The organism is Sarcina sp. DSM 11001 (genome assembly GCF_900101015.1).
Classification (GTDB): Bacteria; Bacillota; Clostridia; order Lachnospirales; family Lachnospiraceae; genus CAG-791.
Window position 1 is genome coordinate 30570 of the sequence record NZ_FNFZ01000014.1, and the last position, 14412, is coordinate 44981.

Annotated in this window: 10 protein-coding genes; 4 read left to right on the plus strand and 6 right to left on the minus strand. The window is 53.6% G+C overall.

The genetic code is table 11. From position 1 onward, the window contains the following. Positions 1 to 122 precede the first annotated feature (122 nt). The gene (locus tag BLT02_RS08960; protein ID WP_092994014.1) at positions 123 to 1148 is read right to left on the minus strand and encodes a LacI family DNA-binding transcriptional regulator; all 1026 of its coding nucleotides are present in this window, start codon (positions 1146 to 1148) and stop codon (positions 123 to 125) included. A 509-nt stretch (positions 1149 to 1657) separates the two neighbouring features. Between BLT02_RS08960 and BLT02_RS08965 the strand changes: the two genes are divergently transcribed. Together BLT02_RS08965 and BLT02_RS08970 are read left to right on the plus strand one after the other, a co-directional pair. After that, entirely contained in the window at positions 1658 to 4096 is a 2439-nt protein-coding gene (locus tag BLT02_RS08965; protein WP_092994018.1) for a glycoside hydrolase family 94 protein, read from the plus strand. Positions 4097 to 4126: 30 nt separating this feature from the next. After that, positions 4127 to 5524 carry a GH1 family beta-glucosidase gene (locus BLT02_RS08970; RefSeq protein WP_092994021.1) on the plus strand — a complete coding sequence of 466 codons (1398 nt, stop codon included), beginning with the start codon at positions 4127 to 4129 and terminating at the stop codon, positions 5522 to 5524. Positions 5525 to 5882: 358 nt separating this feature from the next. Here BLT02_RS08970 and BLT02_RS08975 read toward each other — a convergent pair whose 3' ends face one another. The 5 genes from BLT02_RS08975 to BLT02_RS08995 all read right to left on the minus strand — a co-directional run bounded on the left by BLT02_RS08975 (position 5883) and on the right by BLT02_RS08995 (position 12174). Then, a complete protein-coding gene (locus BLT02_RS08975) occupies positions 5883 to 7808 on the minus strand; it encodes a peptide ABC transporter substrate-binding protein (RefSeq protein ID WP_092994024.1) in 1926 nt (641 codons plus the stop codon). A 175-nt stretch (positions 7809 to 7983) separates the two neighbouring features. Then, positions 7984 to 8976, minus strand: a complete 993-nt coding sequence (locus BLT02_RS08980; protein ID WP_092994027.1) for an ABC transporter ATP-binding protein — start codon at positions 8974 to 8976, stop codon at positions 7984 to 7986. A gap of 43 nt (positions 8977 to 9019) precedes the next feature. Beyond that, on the minus strand, positions 9020 to 10000 hold the full coding sequence (locus BLT02_RS08985; protein ID WP_092994030.1) for an ABC transporter ATP-binding protein: 981 nt from the start codon (positions 9998 to 10000) through the stop codon (positions 9020 to 9022). Positions 10001 to 10125: 125 nt separating this feature from the next. Beyond that, entirely contained in the window at positions 10126 to 11190 is a 1065-nt protein-coding gene (locus tag BLT02_RS08990) for an ABC transporter permease (protein ID WP_092994033.1), read from the minus strand. A gap of 57 nt (positions 11191 to 11247) precedes the next feature. Then, positions 11248 to 12174: an ABC transporter permease gene (locus BLT02_RS08995; protein WP_092994036.1), complete on the minus strand. Its 927-nt coding sequence runs from the start codon at positions 12172 to 12174 to the stop codon at positions 11248 to 11250. 432 nt (positions 12175 to 12606) lie between these two features. Here BLT02_RS08995 and BLT02_RS17160 point away from each other — a divergent pair, with 432 nt between their 5' ends. After that, positions 12607 to 12753, plus strand: coding sequence for a hypothetical protein (locus tag BLT02_RS17160; RefSeq protein WP_175453759.1), 147 nt, complete (start codon positions 12607 to 12609; stop codon positions 12751 to 12753). Next, positions 12735 to 14222 (plus strand): M18 family aminopeptidase, encoded by a 1488-nt coding sequence (locus tag BLT02_RS09000; protein WP_092994039.1) that lies wholly within the window; start codon positions 12735 to 12737, stop codon positions 14220 to 14222. The genes BLT02_RS17160 and BLT02_RS09000 overlap by 19 nt, the downstream gene beginning before the upstream one ends. Positions 14223 to 14412: the final 190 nt, after the last annotated feature.

The window sequence follows — 14412 nt, forward strand, 5'->3', positions numbered from 1 at the left end:
GCCGGCGGAGAAGGCCTGTGCCCGCCCAAAGAGCAGATCTCTTTTTCACCTGCAGGCGCAGTCGTGTCTTTAAAGCCTGTGCCTGTGCAGGAACAGGAAGAACCGGCTCTGTCTACAATACTTCAGACTGCTGCGACACTGGTTCCTTCCAGCACATAACCGGACACGGATATTTCCTCCGGAATACATGTCTTTTTGTTTTCAATCGTCTCAACGAGCTTTCTGGCAGAGACCCGTCCGATCTGTTCCGCGTCCTGATGGTAGGTCGTCAGCCTTGGGCGGAGAAACTGACTGATCGGAACTCCATCATACCCTGCAGTACTGACATCCTCCGGAACAGAGAGTCCCATTTTTTCCAGCTCCGTCATTCCCCCGATATAGGAAAAATCATCCGGATACAGGATGACTGTCGGCGGATCCGGCAGCTCCATCAGATATCTTGTCGCCTCCCGGCTTTTCTGCGGGTCGTGGAAACGCCCCTGGACAAGGTACCTTTCGTCAGGCTCTATCCCATGGTCCCTCATGGCGCGGTTAAAGCCTACGAGACGCTTATTGGTGACAGAGGTCCTTTCTCCGTATATAAAAGCAATTTTGCGGTGCCCCTTTCCGATCAGAAAAGAAGTGAGGGCATAGCAGCCTTCCATGTTGTCCGACATGACACAGCTGGTGCTGTCGAAAGCATAATCAACGGTGATGACCGGGATCTCACTTTTTACCAGTTCAATAACACCGGCATCTGAGAAATTCACATTCGCGATCAGTACTCCGTCAACTTTCCGGTACTGGCAGTGCTCCAGATAGGTCATCGGCATACCGCCGATGTTTTTCCCTATAAATGTAATGTCATATCCGAGCCTCTCCGCTTCGTCCCTGGCAGCATCCAGAATCCCCGAAAAATACTCATGGGTCAGTCCGGAGTTCATGCCGTCCACAAACAGCACACCGATATTGTGCGATGTATTTGTCTTGAGCTGCCTTGCGGCTGTATTCGGTACATAGTGCATTTCCCTGGCTGTCTTCCGAATCAGTTCAGCAGTCTCCGGACTGATATCACCGTAATTATTCAGTGCTTTGCTGACGGTTGAAGCCGAAACACCGCATTTCGTGGCGATATCTTTGATCGTAATACTGCCTTTTCCGTTTCCCATGATTTCCACTTCCCGTATGAAAATAAGTGCTTTTCAAATACCTTCCTTACCTTTTTCAAATGTACTTTTCGATAAAAGTTTCTCAATAAGGCCTCTGCAATTTGCGTTTTTCGAATCCGGTTTCAACAAGCGCTGCAGTTTACGAATACGTTTTCGTAAATTTATTTTAAAGCCTGTCAGAGTAGATTTCAACCCTCAAGAATATCTAATTTTTATCCCCGGTTTTTGGTCATATTCTCCAAATTTGCATATCATTGCTGCTCTGTATTTACAACAGGCACTGGTTTGCCTTATACTTTAAAGGAATTTTTCACGAGCAGGAGCAATATGATTCGAAATCGTTTTCGAATAGGCAGTCCGCGGCTCACCGCAGGTCTTTCAGTATAGTTTTTTACTTCATAGTTTTTGTATTTGACAGTTTTTTTGCTTACTTTCTTTTTCTTTACAGTTTTTACTTTAAAGGGAATCTGACAGGAAGCGGATTCAGTTATATTGGTCAGGAGGAAAAAATGGGAAAATACGGCTATTTCGACGATGAGAAAAGGGAATATGTTATCACCAATCCAAGGACGCCGCTTCCCTGGATCAATTATCTGGGTACAAACTCCTTCTTTCGTCTGATTTCCAATACGGCGGGAGGATACTGCTTTTACAAGGATGCGAAGCTGCTGAGGCTGACGCGGTACCGCTACAATAACAGTCCGATGGACTGCGGCGGGCATTATTTTTACATTAAAGACGGGAAAACCGTCTGGAACCCCGGATGGCAGCCGGTTCAGACGGAACCGGACTCTTATGTCTGCCGTCACGGTCTTGGTTACACGGTGATTGAATCAGAGAAGGATCAGCTCACCGCGAAGCAGGAGGTCTTCGTTCCGGTAGATGCGGACTGTGAGATCGACCGGCTCACTCTGAAGAACAAGGGCCGCTGTGAAAAGGTGATCGATGTTTTCAGCTATGTAGAATTCTGCCTCTGGAACGCAGAAGACGATTCTTCCAATTTTCAGCGCAATTTCTCGACGGGAGAAGTGGAGGTCTGCGGAAGCCGCATTTATCACAAGACAGAGTACCGGGAGCGGCGGAATCATTATGCGGTGTTTTCCGTCAATCGGGACATCGTCGGTTTTGACACCAGCAGGGATGCCTTCGCGGGTCTCTACAACGGCGCTTCTTCTCCACAGGCAGTTCTGGAAGGGAAAAGCCGCAACAGCATCGCGCATGGATGGGCACCGGTGGGAAGTCATCATCTTTCGATCCGGCTTGCACCGGGCGAGAGCACTTCCATGATCTTTGTTCTCGGATACTGCGAGAATCCGGAGGATCAGAAGTTCGAAGCCCCCGGTGTGATCAATAAAGCGCCGGCTCATCAGCTGTTGTCAAGGTTTCAGACCGATGAGCAGGTAGACGCAGCGCTCACCTCGCTTTCCCGCTACTGGGAGTCTCTTCTGTCCCGGTTCCGCATCAAATCCGGCGATGACAGGCTTGACCGTATGGTGAATATCTGGAACCAGTACCAGTGCATGGTCACTTTCTGCATGAGCCGCAGTGCCAGTTATTATGAGAGCGGCCTGGGAAGAGGCATGGGCTTCAGGGATTCCTGTCAGGATCTGTTCGGCTTTGTCCATCTGATCCCGGAGAGGGCGCGGGAACGCATTATTGATATCGCAAACACACAGTTTGAGGATGGAAGTGCCTATCACCAGTACCAGCCGCTGACAAAGCGGGGAAATGCCGGTGTCGGGAGCGGCTTTAACGATGATCCGCTCTGGCTGATCGCGGCGGCTTCCGCTTACATCAGGGAAACCGGAGATTTCGGTATTCTGGAAGAGATGTGCTCCTTCGACTCCAGTGAGACCAATAAGGCCACGCTGATGGAGCATCTCCGCAGGAGCTTCCGTTACACAGTCACGCACAGGGGGCCGCACGGGCTTCCGCAGATCGGGCGGGCCGACTGGAACGACTGCCTGAATCTGAACTGCTTTTCCACGACGCCCGGTGAGAGTTTCCAGGTCACCGGTCCCAGTGAGGGGCCGATTGCGGAGAGTGTCTTCATTGCCGCCATGTTCGTCAAATACGGAAGAGAATATGCCGACCTGTGTGAGCATACCGGTCTGACGGAGGAAGCCGCTGAAGCCCGCGCCGAAGCGGCGGAGATGGAAAAATGTATTCTGGAAGCCGGCTGGGACGGCGAGTGGTTTGTGAGAGCTTATGACGCTTTTTCAAAGCCGGTCGGAAGCCATGTCTGCGAAGAGGGGAAAATCTATATTGAACCGCAGGGCATGTGTGTTATGGCGGGTGTCGGAGTGGAGACCGGCGAGGCGGCAAAAGCGCTGGACAGTGTCGGAAAATATCTGGATACAGACTACGGGATCGTGCTGCATCAGCCGGCCTATACCGTATATCATCCCGAGCTGGGGGAGATTTCTTCCTATCCTCCGGGGTATAAGGAAAACGCCGGCATTTTCTGCCACAACAATCCCTGGATCGTCTGTGCTGAAACGGTTCTGGGGCACGGGAACAGAGCCTTTGAGGTCTTCCGGAAGACTTGTCCGTTTTATCTTGAAGATGCCGTCGACATCCGGCGAGTAGAGCCTTATGTTTACTGTCAGATGATCGCGGGGCCGGATTCCGCCACCTTTGGAGAGGGAAAAAACAGCTGGCTGACCGGTACAGCGGCGTGGACATTTGCCTGCATGACCCAATACATTCTCGGCATCAGGCCGACACTGGACGGACTGCGGATCGATCCCTGTATTCCGGATACTCTCAGAGAGATCCACTGCGAGCGGATCTACCGGGGGGCTGCCTGCCACATTGAGATCAACAATGCCGCAGGCGTCCAGCATGGAGTGGTCTCCATGACAGTAAACGGAAAGCAGGTTCCGGGAACGCTGGTCCCTCTGGAAAAGGGATGCAGGGAATATACAGTTTCTGTAGTAATGGGATGAGAATGAAAAAACCAGCGGGAGATCAGTTATATGCAGTTTAGTGATAAATTCGTATGGGGCGCAGCGAGCGCTGCGTATCAGATCGAGGGAGGCGCATTTGAGGATGGCAAAGGGCCGTCGATCTGGGATCATTTTTCCCACATTCCGGGGAAAACCTTTAACGGCCATACCGGCGATACTGCCTGTGATGCCTACCACCGGGCAGAGGCAGACCTGGACCTGATGCGGGAACTGGGAATCAAAAACTATCGGTTCAGTCTGAGCTGGCCGCGCATTTTTCCGGATGGGACTGTCAATGGCAGCGATGGATCGGGGCCTGCAGGGGCCGGACTCAATCCCGCCGGTATGGAGTATTATGACCGGCTTGTAGAAGGCTGTCTTTCGCGCGGCATTACCCCCTGGATAACCCTTTATCACTGGGACCTGCCTCTGGCCCTCTATCATAAAGGCGGCTGGATGAACCGCAGAACAGCGGAGCATTTTGCGGAGTACACAGCTTATGTCGCCTCTCATTTCAGAGGATGCGTGACACATTTCATTACGATCAACGAGCCCCAGTGCGCGATCGGACTGGGAATGGGAAACGGTCTGCATGCTCCCGGCCTGCATCTGGATCACCGGACCCTCTTCCGCTGCTGGCACAATCTGCTGCTTGCGCACGGACTGGCAGTCCGGGAGATCCGCCGCGCAGCACCGAAGGCAGAGATCGGGGTGTCCTCTACCGGGGCTCTTGCTTACCTGCGGGAAGTCTGCGCGGAGACCCCTGAAATGCTGCGGAAGGCTTCTTTTCTGTCACTCCCGCTCAGCGAAAACCCTGGCTATTTCTTTAATCACCAGTGGTTTCTCGACCCTGTCTTTCTCGGACATTACCCGGAAGATCCGGAATGCCCCTGGTCTTCTTTTACCGGAGATATTCCGGACGAGGACCTGAAGATCATCTCCTCACCGGTCGATTTTGCCGGACTGAACATTTACAACGGACAGGGAATGGTATGGGATGACCAGACCGGATTTCTCCGGGAAGAGAAATACCCGGGTTATCCCCGCACAGCCCTTAAATGGCCTGTCACCCCGGAGGTTATGTATTGGGGACCGCGCCTGATCTTTGAGCGATACAAAAAGCCGATCTATATTACAGAAAACGGACAAAGCTGCAACGACCGCATCTTCCTGGACGGGAAAGTGCACGATCCCGACAGGATCGACTTTCTGCATCGATACCTTCGGGAGCTGAAGAAAGCCTGTAAGGACGGAATACCGGTGAAGGGCTACTTCCACTGGTCTCTCACAGACAATTTCGAGTGGCACAGCGGATACGACGACCGCTTTGGCCTGATCTATGTCGACTACAGAACACAGCAGCGCATACCGAAGGACAGCGCTGCATGGTACTCGGAAGTGATCCGGACGAATGGAAAAAACATCTGACCGTGAGGAGGCGGGAACGGTTCTGGGTCTCCTTCCCCTGTCGTCTCTGCCTCCCCGAAAAATTTCCCCGGTTCCCGACAGATCATAAGGATATTATCCATGCGAATGCATTCATCAATATGTGATCAATCAATAACAATCCCCCGCAGGGTGGTTAAAACCCGCGGGGGATTGTTTGTTTCTGTTCTTCATCGCGTAATACCCGTATCTTCAGACATGGGATATACGCGCCAGAAAGGGAAATTCTCTCCATCTTGGGTACGACCCCGTGATGAAGAATAAGCCCTCCGACACACCGAAGGTGTGTTGGTTGCACCGCACGCGCGCGGTGCGGAAGATGTTCATTACAGCAGTTTGCTTAGTCCACTGTGCAGTACATAAAATATTTGAAGCCCAGAGGGGTGCTGAAGAAGCCCTTGACACTGTCATCGAGCATGTAGAGGTCGGTGTAGTAGTACAGGGGGCAGATGGCGCCGGTGCTCATGAGCAGGTCTTCTGCGCGGTGCATCAGCTGGTAACGGATATTGGTGTCTGTGCAGGATTTGATATCGTTGATGATGACATCGTAGGTCTCTGCCCAGGTACCGTCTGTGACCTTGGTGTCATAGCCGAGGTCGGTCAGGTCAATGCTGTAGGCCCTGACATCCTTGTGGGCACCCTTGCCGAGCTGGCAGTCGTTGTTGCCGGAGCTGGTGATCCACATGTCGAGCATGGAGATGGGGTCGTTATAGTCGCACAGCCAGCCGTTGCGGGCGATGGAATAATTGCCGGCCTTTCTGGTGTTGAGGAAGGTGTTCCACTCCTGGTTCTCCAGGTTCATGTTGATGCCTACGGATGCCAGGGCGCTCTGCAGGTATTCGCCGATCGCCTTGTGGGCTTCGCTGGTGTTGTAGAGGTAAGTCAGGGTCGGGAAGTTTTTGACCTGCTGGGTGGCCTCATCGAACTCATAGTATTTTTTGAGGATTTCGATGGCAGCCGCGTAGTTATTCTCCAGGGCATCCTGGGAGACGTCGTAGTATCCGGCATAGCCGTCGTTGTGACCGGCCTTGGAACTGAAGTCGGTCATGCCGTCCGCTTCTGTCAGTCCGCTGGAGACGAAGGAGGAAGCGGGGGTCTGGCCGCCCTGAGCGATCTCATCGACGATGTAGTTGCGGTCAAAAAGGAGGGCGATGGCTTTGCGGATCTCCGCGCGGGCCTCCTCGGCTTCTTTGCCTTCCAGGCCGGAATCCTTGGGAAGGATGTCCTCATTGACGTTCCAGCCGATATAATAGGTGCCCAGCTGGCCGGTGACGACAAACTCATCAGGATACTCATTCTTGAGGGAGGCGATCTCATTGGTCGGCACTTCATCGATCAGCTTCCAGTCGCCGTTCTCGAAATTAGTGAGCATGTTGTTGGCGTCGTCGGACAAATAGAAATTGATGGCAGGCATGGTGACTTTGTCCGCATCATGGTAGTTCTTGTTCTTGACCATGGTGATGACGCTGTTGTGCTGCCATGCGGTCATGACATAGGGGCCGTTGCCGATATAGGTGGAGGGATCTGTCGCCCAGCCTTCATTGGATACGATATCCTTGCGGACAGGCATGTAGGTGGGGAAAGCCATAAGCTCGTCCCAGTACGAGACCTTCTGCTTTGTAGTGACTTCCAGAGTCCTGTCGTCGATTGCCTTGACAGCCAGCAGCTCAGGATCGGGATTCACATATTCCATGACGGGATTTCCCTCTTCGTCCTTCTCGCCGGTTTCCTTTTCCTCGGTCATTTTGTCATAGCCGGCGATCTGGTCGAACATGTACCCATAATCGGAAGCTGTCGCGGGGTCTGCCGCTCTCTTCCAGGAAAACTCAAAGTCCCCTGCAGTGACAGGCTGTCCGTCGGACCACTTGAGGCCGTCGCGCAGCGTATAGGTATAGGTGACAGTGCCGTCTTCGTTCTCCTTGCCTTCTACCAGCTCTTCCGCGCAGTCAGGAGCGATCTCAAAAGAGCCGTCCTCCTTCTGCTCCCACTTGGCCAGACCGGCAAAGGTATGAAGGACCAGGGTAGCGCCGTCGACTGAGCTGTTCAGAGCGGGGTCGATATTGTCAGGCTCAGAAGCGATACAGACATTGATACCGTCCTTGGCGATCAGAGATTCGTCAATGGCAGGTGCTTCCTCCTCCGCTCCGGCCCCTGTAGCCGCATCCGCAGCACTTCCGCTTCCGCCGCCGTTTGCAGCAGAGTCCCCGCAGGCAGCCAGTCCGAGAACCATTGCGGCACAGAGTGCCCATGCAACCAGTTTTCTCATAATTTTCCTCCCTTGGAAATGGTACAGAATCCGTGTACCGACTAATAATACAGATCAACAGTTCCTGATGTAGTATATCGATAATCTGCGCACGACATGCGCAGGATCATCCAATCTCTTCGATCCGGTGGCAGGCCACGAAGCGGCCCTTTTCGATCTCACGAAGTACGCAGGATCATCCGATCTCCTCGATCCGGTGGCAGGCCACGAAGCGGCCCTTTTCGATCTCACGCAGTTCCGGCATGCTCTCCTTACAGCCGTCAACCGCATAGGGGCAGCGGGTGTGGAAGGGGCAGCCGGGAGGCGCGTTCAGGGGGCTGGGGATCTCGCCGGTCATTTCGATCCGCTTGTTGGCCCGGGCGATGACCGGATCCGGTACCGGGACGGCCGAAATGAGTGCCCTGGTGTAGGGGTGCAGCGGACGATCGTAGATCTCATCCGCGCCCGCAAGCTCCACAAGGTGGCCCAGATACATGACAGCAATGCGGTCCGAGATGTGGCGCACGACCAGCAGGTCATGGGCGATGAAGAGATAGGTCAGGTTGAGCTTTTCCTGTAATTCATCGAACATATTGATGACCTGGGCCTGAATGGAAACATCCAGTGCAGAGACAGGTTCGTCACATACGATGAAATCCGGTTTGACCGCCAGAGAGCGGGCAATGCCGACGCGCTGTCTCTGACCGCCGGAAAACTCGTGGGCATAGCGGGCGGCGTGCTCGGAGTTGAGTCCGACATATTCCATCAGCTGGAGGATCCGGTCGCGGCGCTCCTCTTTTGTCTTATACAATTTCTGGACATCCAGCGGCTCTCCGACGATGTCCTCCACGGTCATGCGGGGATCCAGAGACGAATAGGGATCCTGAAAGACCATGGTCGCTTTCCTGCGGAACTCTTCGATATCCGCTTTGGTCTTCACGGGTTTCCCGCGATAGATCACTTCGCCGGCGGTCGGTTTGTACAGATGCAGGATCGAACGTCCCGCTGTGGTCTTACCGCAGCCGGACTCCCCGACCAGACCCAGGGTCTCCCCCTCCATGATGTCAAAAGAGATATCATCCACGGCCTTGAGGGGCTTTGTCCTGAAAAACCCGACATTGATCGGAAAATACTGTTTCAGATGGCTGACCCGGATCAGGGGTTCGCTGTGATTATTTTCATTACTCATGATAGTTCCTCAACTCTGTCCTCAGGGAAGGTCTTCGGCCGGTTCAGTTCCGGTCCATTGCTTTCTTCAGATTCATCCAGCATGCCGCGGTATGATTTTCACTGATCTCAAAACTTTCACATTTCTCCCGGATACAGATCTTCATGGCGGCATCACAGCGGGGCGCGAACGGGCAGCCCTTCGGCATATTCAGAAGGTCGATCGGTGTGCCGGTGATCGGCTGGAGCTTCTGCCCTTCGTTTCCGGCCGTGGGGATCGACCGCAACAGTCCCTTTGTGTATTCATGACAGGGGTTATAAAAGATATCGTCGGCCGTTCCCTTTTCGCAGATGGATCCGGCATACATGACGACAACTTCATCGCACAGCTGGGCGACAACGCCCAGGTCATGGGTGATCATGATGATCGCCATGCCCATTTTCTTCTGAATATCCTTCATCAGCTCGAGGATCCCGGCCTGGATCGTCACGTCCAGGGCTGTAGTAGGCTCGTCCGCGATCAGAATATCCGGCTCACAGGCGAGCGCCATAGCGATCATGACCCTCTGCCTCATGCCTCCGGAGAATTCGAAGGGATACTGCTTCATGCGTTTTTCAGGTTCGTTGACATTGACAAGGTGCAGCATTTCCACTGCCCTGTCCCACGCCTGCTGCTTGTTGCGTTTCGTGTGGAGCAGGATCGCTTCCATCAGCTGGTCACCGATCGTATAGGTCGGGTTAAGGCTGGTCATGGGATCCTGGAAAATGATCGAGATCTTGTTGCCCCGGATACTTTTCATCACATTTTCATCGGCGCCCACCAGCTCCTGCCCGTCACACTTGATCGAACCCGAGACGATCCGGCCTGTCGATGTCAGGATCTGCATGATGGAATAAGCCGTCACCGATTTTCCGGATCCGGATTCTCCCACTATTCCGAGAACCTTTCCTCTCTCAAGATCAAACGAGACACCATTTACCGCACGCACCTCTCCTGCATCCGTGAAAAATGATGTGTGCAGGTCTTTTACTTCCAATAGAGCCATTTATCTTTCCTCCCCGCAGGCTGAAACCAACACCTCATCCTGACAAAAACTGTCCCGGATAAAACTGCCCCGGCAGAGCTCTGCCTGATTTCAGTCTGAAAACTCAATTGTAACAACGCTCCTGATCATTCGTTCAGCTTCGGGTCAAAGGCATCCCGCATGCCGTCGCCGAAAAGGTTCAGGGACAGCACGATCAGCGAGATCACGACGGCAGGAATGACCAGACGGTAGGGGTAGGACTTGAGGCCGTTGAGCGCGTCGGACGCCAGTGATCCCAGCGACGGCATCGGCGCGTTTACACCCAGTCCCAGGAAGGAAAGGTAACTCTCCGTAAAGATCGCGTTGGGGATCTGAAGGGCTGTGGAAATAACAATGACGGAGATCGAGTTGGGGATCAGGTGGTTGCGGATGACCCATCCGGCCTTTGCTCCGCTCGCCCGCGACGCCAGGACGTATTCCTGCTCCCGCAGGGACAGGATCTGTCCGCGGATCAGGCGGGACATGGATACCCAGTACAACAGCGCGAAGATGATAAACAGCGAGATAATATTGGACCCGATTTTTTCCAGGACCGTTCCTTCCAGCGCTTTGCCCAGCGGCTCCCTAAGGACGGAAGCCAGCAGGATGACCATCAGCATGTCCGGCAGGGAATAGATGACGTCAACGATCCTCATGATGATGATATCGACCACCCCTCCCGCATAGCCGGCGATCGATCCGACGAGCAGTCCGATGACAAGAACGATGATACTGGCGAAAAATCCGACCGCCAGCGAGATTCGCGTGCCGTAGACGATACGGATAAAATAATCGCGGCCGGAGGAATCCGTGCCGAACACATGGGGAAAGACCTTCTCTCCCGCCTCCATCCTGGTCTTCTCCGATTTCGCGTACTCAAAGGGTTTCAGGTTATTATAGGAAGCGTCCACCGGCCTGCCGGGCCTCACGCCCAGCATGGACTCATATTTATAGGGCCAGAAGAAGGGGACAAAGATCGAAGCCACCGTGATCAGCAGGATGATCCAGAAGCTCACCATGGCGACCTTGTTTTTGCGAAGCCGCCGCACACCGTCCTGAAAAGCGGTCGTGGAAGGCCTCATCTTGACCATATATTCCTTTTCTTTTTCACTTGCAGGCAGCAGGTCATCCACATTCACCTGCATGCTCAGCCTTTTCAGATTGCTGTCCATGTTACCTCCATATCCAGGCGCCCTGCGCAAAAAACCACAATGCGGTAAGCAGAATCCTTATTCCAGTGTGATCCGCGGATCTACGATCTTGTACATGATGTCACTGATCAGATTCATGACCACGATCAGGGTCGCGAGCACGATCGTCGTTCCCATGATCATCATATAGTCGCGGTTGATGATGCTGCTGACGAACGCCCTGCCTATGCCGGGAACAGCAAAGATCTGTTCGACGACCAGAGAGCCTGTCACGATGTAGGCCAGCATCGGTCCGAAATAAGTGATAACCGGAATGAGGGAGTTTTTAAGCGCATGACCGAAAATGATCTTAGGGGCAGGAACGCCCTTGGCCTTGGCGGTCCGGATATAGTCCTGCCCGAGGACATCCAGCATGGAAGACCTGGTCAGACGTGTGATATAGGCCATTGGATAGAGCATCAGAGTGACGATGGGCAACACCAGGCCTCCTGCCGCCGCGCCGTTTGCCGGCAGCACATGCAGCTTTATGGCAAAGGCTACCAGCAGAAGAGATCCCATTATGAAGGACGGCATCGAGACGAAGGCTGTCGTCAGCACCATGATAATGCGGTCAAAAACTGTATTTCTGCGAAGAGCCGCAATCGCCCCCAGCACAACACCGATGACCAGCGCCAGGACAGCGGCGATCACCCCCAGTTTGGCGGAGGTCCGCATTCCGTCCATCATGATGTCAATGACCATCCGGCCTCTCTGTTTGAGCGAAGGGCCGAACCGCAGGTGGACCACGTCATTCAGATAGGTGAAATACTGCGCCGACAGTGGCTTGTCGAGTCCGTATTTGGCCTCCAGGGCCTGCTGAGCAGCCTTGGAGATCGCCTTTTCACCGACAAACGGACCGCCGGGTACGGCATGCATGATAAAAAAGGTCAGCGTAAAAACGATCCAGACCGTAAAGACAGCCAGGATCAGACGCTTGATGATATAAGTGATTGTTTTGGGATTCATGAGCGGATAGTCTCCATTTTGGAGCGTCTCACAGGAAAGCGGATGAGGTTCCGATGTCACAGAGTGCATATCCTGTCAGGAACTATCTTTTTAAAGAAAGGTACAAACAGACAGCTTCGAAGAACAGCTGAAAAAAGGTACAGATCGAAGGTTGACAGCCCCTGGCGCGCCGCAAGTCCTGCGTGCTCCCGATATATGAATAGTTTTTAGTGCCTATGCATTTTCATTTGCATTTCCGCTTATTATATACCAACTAACTATTTACTTCAACCGACATCAGATACAGGAAAGAAAAACTGAGCGTAAAAATGACACTCTGTCCGGAGGTTCCGAATCATGATATACTTGTTTTTTAACAGGAAACATCCCTGGACAGGGGTTACACTGTTGTTCTTTATTATCCTTATTAATTAAGAGAAAAAAACGCAGCGGATGAACATAAAAGAGCCAAAAACAAAAGCAACGGAAGCAAAAGAAAAGAAGACAATAAGTGCGAAAACAAAAGAGAAAAAAATAATAACTGCGGAAACAAAAGAGAAGGCAGCAAGACAGGAGGATATATGGATTTTACAGGAATAAATACGGCGCTTCTGGATTTTCTGGACCGGAGCCCGGTTCCCTTTTACGCCGTCCGGAATATGAAAGAAAGCCTGGAAAAGGAAGGCTTCCGGGAACTATACGAAGGAGAACGCTGGACGCTGCAGGAAGGGGACGCCTGTTATGTGTGCCGCAATGATTCCGCGCTGATCGCGTTCAGGATCCCCAAAACAGATTTCACCGGCTTTCAGATCATCGCGAGCCACTGCGACTCGCCGATGTTCAGGATCAAGCCCAACGCGGAGATCACAGCGGAAGGGCGGTATATAAAACTCAACGTTGAAAAATACGGAGGGGCGGTACTGGCGCCCTGGCTGGACCGTCCGCTGTCCGTCGCCGGGCGCGTGATCGTCGAGACGGAGTCAGGCATAGAGACAAAGCTGGTCAATATCGACAAAGACCTGCTGATCATCCCGAACCTGGCGATCCATATGAACCGGCAGGTCAACGAAGGGTTTAAATATAATCTGCAGACCGATCTGCTGCCTCTGCTGGGGGAAATTCCCGGAGCCGGAGCAGGCGGGGCGGCAGACTTGGATACCTCCTGCCCTGCAGGCAGGAAAAATGATTCCCCCGGCGCAGGACCTGAGATGGAAGCGGCAGCTGCGGCTTTCCCTCAGAAAATGGAAAAAGATCCCCGCGGAACAGGCACAGGACCAGGAGCATCCGCCGCAGGGACACAGGCGGGTTTTCTCTCCCTGCTGGCAGCAGAAGCGGGTGTCCGCCCGGAACAGATCCTGGATACGGACCTGTATCTCTACAGCCGGATGAAGGGAACGTATGTCGGCATGAACAGGGAGTTTCTCTGCAGCGGACGGCTGGACGACCTGCAGTGCGCCTTTGCGTCCCTGCAGGGGATCCTGACAGCCCGCCCCCGGGACAGCGTGGCGGTCCATTGCGTTTTTGACAACGAGGAAGTCGGCAGCGGCACCGCTCAGGGCGCCGCGGGGACATTTCTCAGGGACGTGCTCCGCAGGATCAACGAAGGGCTCGGCAGGTCCGAAGAGGATTATCTGCGCGCCCTGCCGTCGAGCTTTATGGTATCCCTCGACAACGCGCACGCGGTCCATCCGAACCATCCGGAGAAGGCGGATCCCACAAATCGCCCTTGTATGAACGGCGGCATCGTGATCAAGTACGATGCCGGCAAAAAGTATACAACGGATGCTGTTTCCGGAGCGATCTTCCGCTCGGTCTGCAAAAAGGCCGGCGTCCCCTTCCAGACCTTTACCAACCGGTCAGACATGATCGGCGGGTCCACCCTCGGACACATCTCCCAGGCCCAGGTATCCCTGAACACCGTAGATGCCGGCCTGGCGCAGCTCGCCATGCATTCCCCCTATGAGACAGCGGGCGCAAAGGACACAGCCTGGCTGGTCGAGGCAGCGCGGGTGCTGTTTTCCTCCTCTGTTGAAAACACCGGCAGCGGAAAATACAGGCTCCACTTCTGACCGGGAGTACATTTTTTCTGATGGCTATTTACTTTTTTGACCAGCAGGATACTTTTTGATCACTGCGGATTACTACTTCATCGCACCTTTTCTGACGGGCGTACACTTTGAATACAAGAGCAGAATAATTCGGATGTCAAAAACCCCCGGAAGCCTCATCGGCTTCCGGGGGTTGAACATATCTGCTCAG

What these genes read in the sequence shown, in the direction of transcription:
- BLT02_RS08985 (WP_092994030.1), bottom strand. Translation starts at nt 10,000, where the DNA reads ATGGCTCTATTGGAAGTAAAAGACCTGCACACATCATTTTTCACGGAT.
- BLT02_RS08970 (WP_092994021.1), top strand. Translation starts at nt 4,127, where the DNA reads ATGCAGTTTAGTGATAAATTCGTATGGGGCGCAGCGAGCGCTGCGTAT.
- BLT02_RS08965 (WP_092994018.1), top strand. Translation starts at nt 1,658, where the DNA reads ATGGGAAAATACGGCTATTTCGACGATGAGAAAAGGGAATATGTTATC.
- BLT02_RS08995 (WP_092994036.1), bottom strand. Translation starts at nt 12,174, where the DNA reads ATGAATCCCAAAACAATCACTTATATCATCAAGCGTCTGATCCTGGCT.
- BLT02_RS08960 (WP_092994014.1), bottom strand. Translation starts at nt 1,148, where the DNA reads ATGGGAAACGGAAAAGGCAGTATTACGATCAAAGATATCGCCACGAAA.
- BLT02_RS08990 (WP_092994033.1), bottom strand. Translation starts at nt 11,190, where the DNA reads ATGGACAGCAATCTGAAAAGGCTGAGCATGCAGGTGAATGTGGATGAC.
- BLT02_RS17160 (WP_175453759.1), top strand. Translation starts at nt 12,607, where the DNA reads ATGAACATAAAAGAGCCAAAAACAAAAGCAACGGAAGCAAAAGAAAAG.
- BLT02_RS08980 (WP_092994027.1), bottom strand. Translation starts at nt 8,976, where the DNA reads ATGAGTAATGAAAATAATCACAGCGAACCCCTGATCCGGGTCAGCCAT.
- BLT02_RS09000 (WP_092994039.1), top strand. Translation starts at nt 12,735, where the DNA reads ATGGATTTTACAGGAATAAATACGGCGCTTCTGGATTTTCTGGACCGG.
- BLT02_RS08975 (WP_092994024.1), bottom strand. Translation starts at nt 7,808, where the DNA reads ATGAGAAAACTGGTTGCATGGGCACTCTGTGCCGCAATGGTTCTCGGA.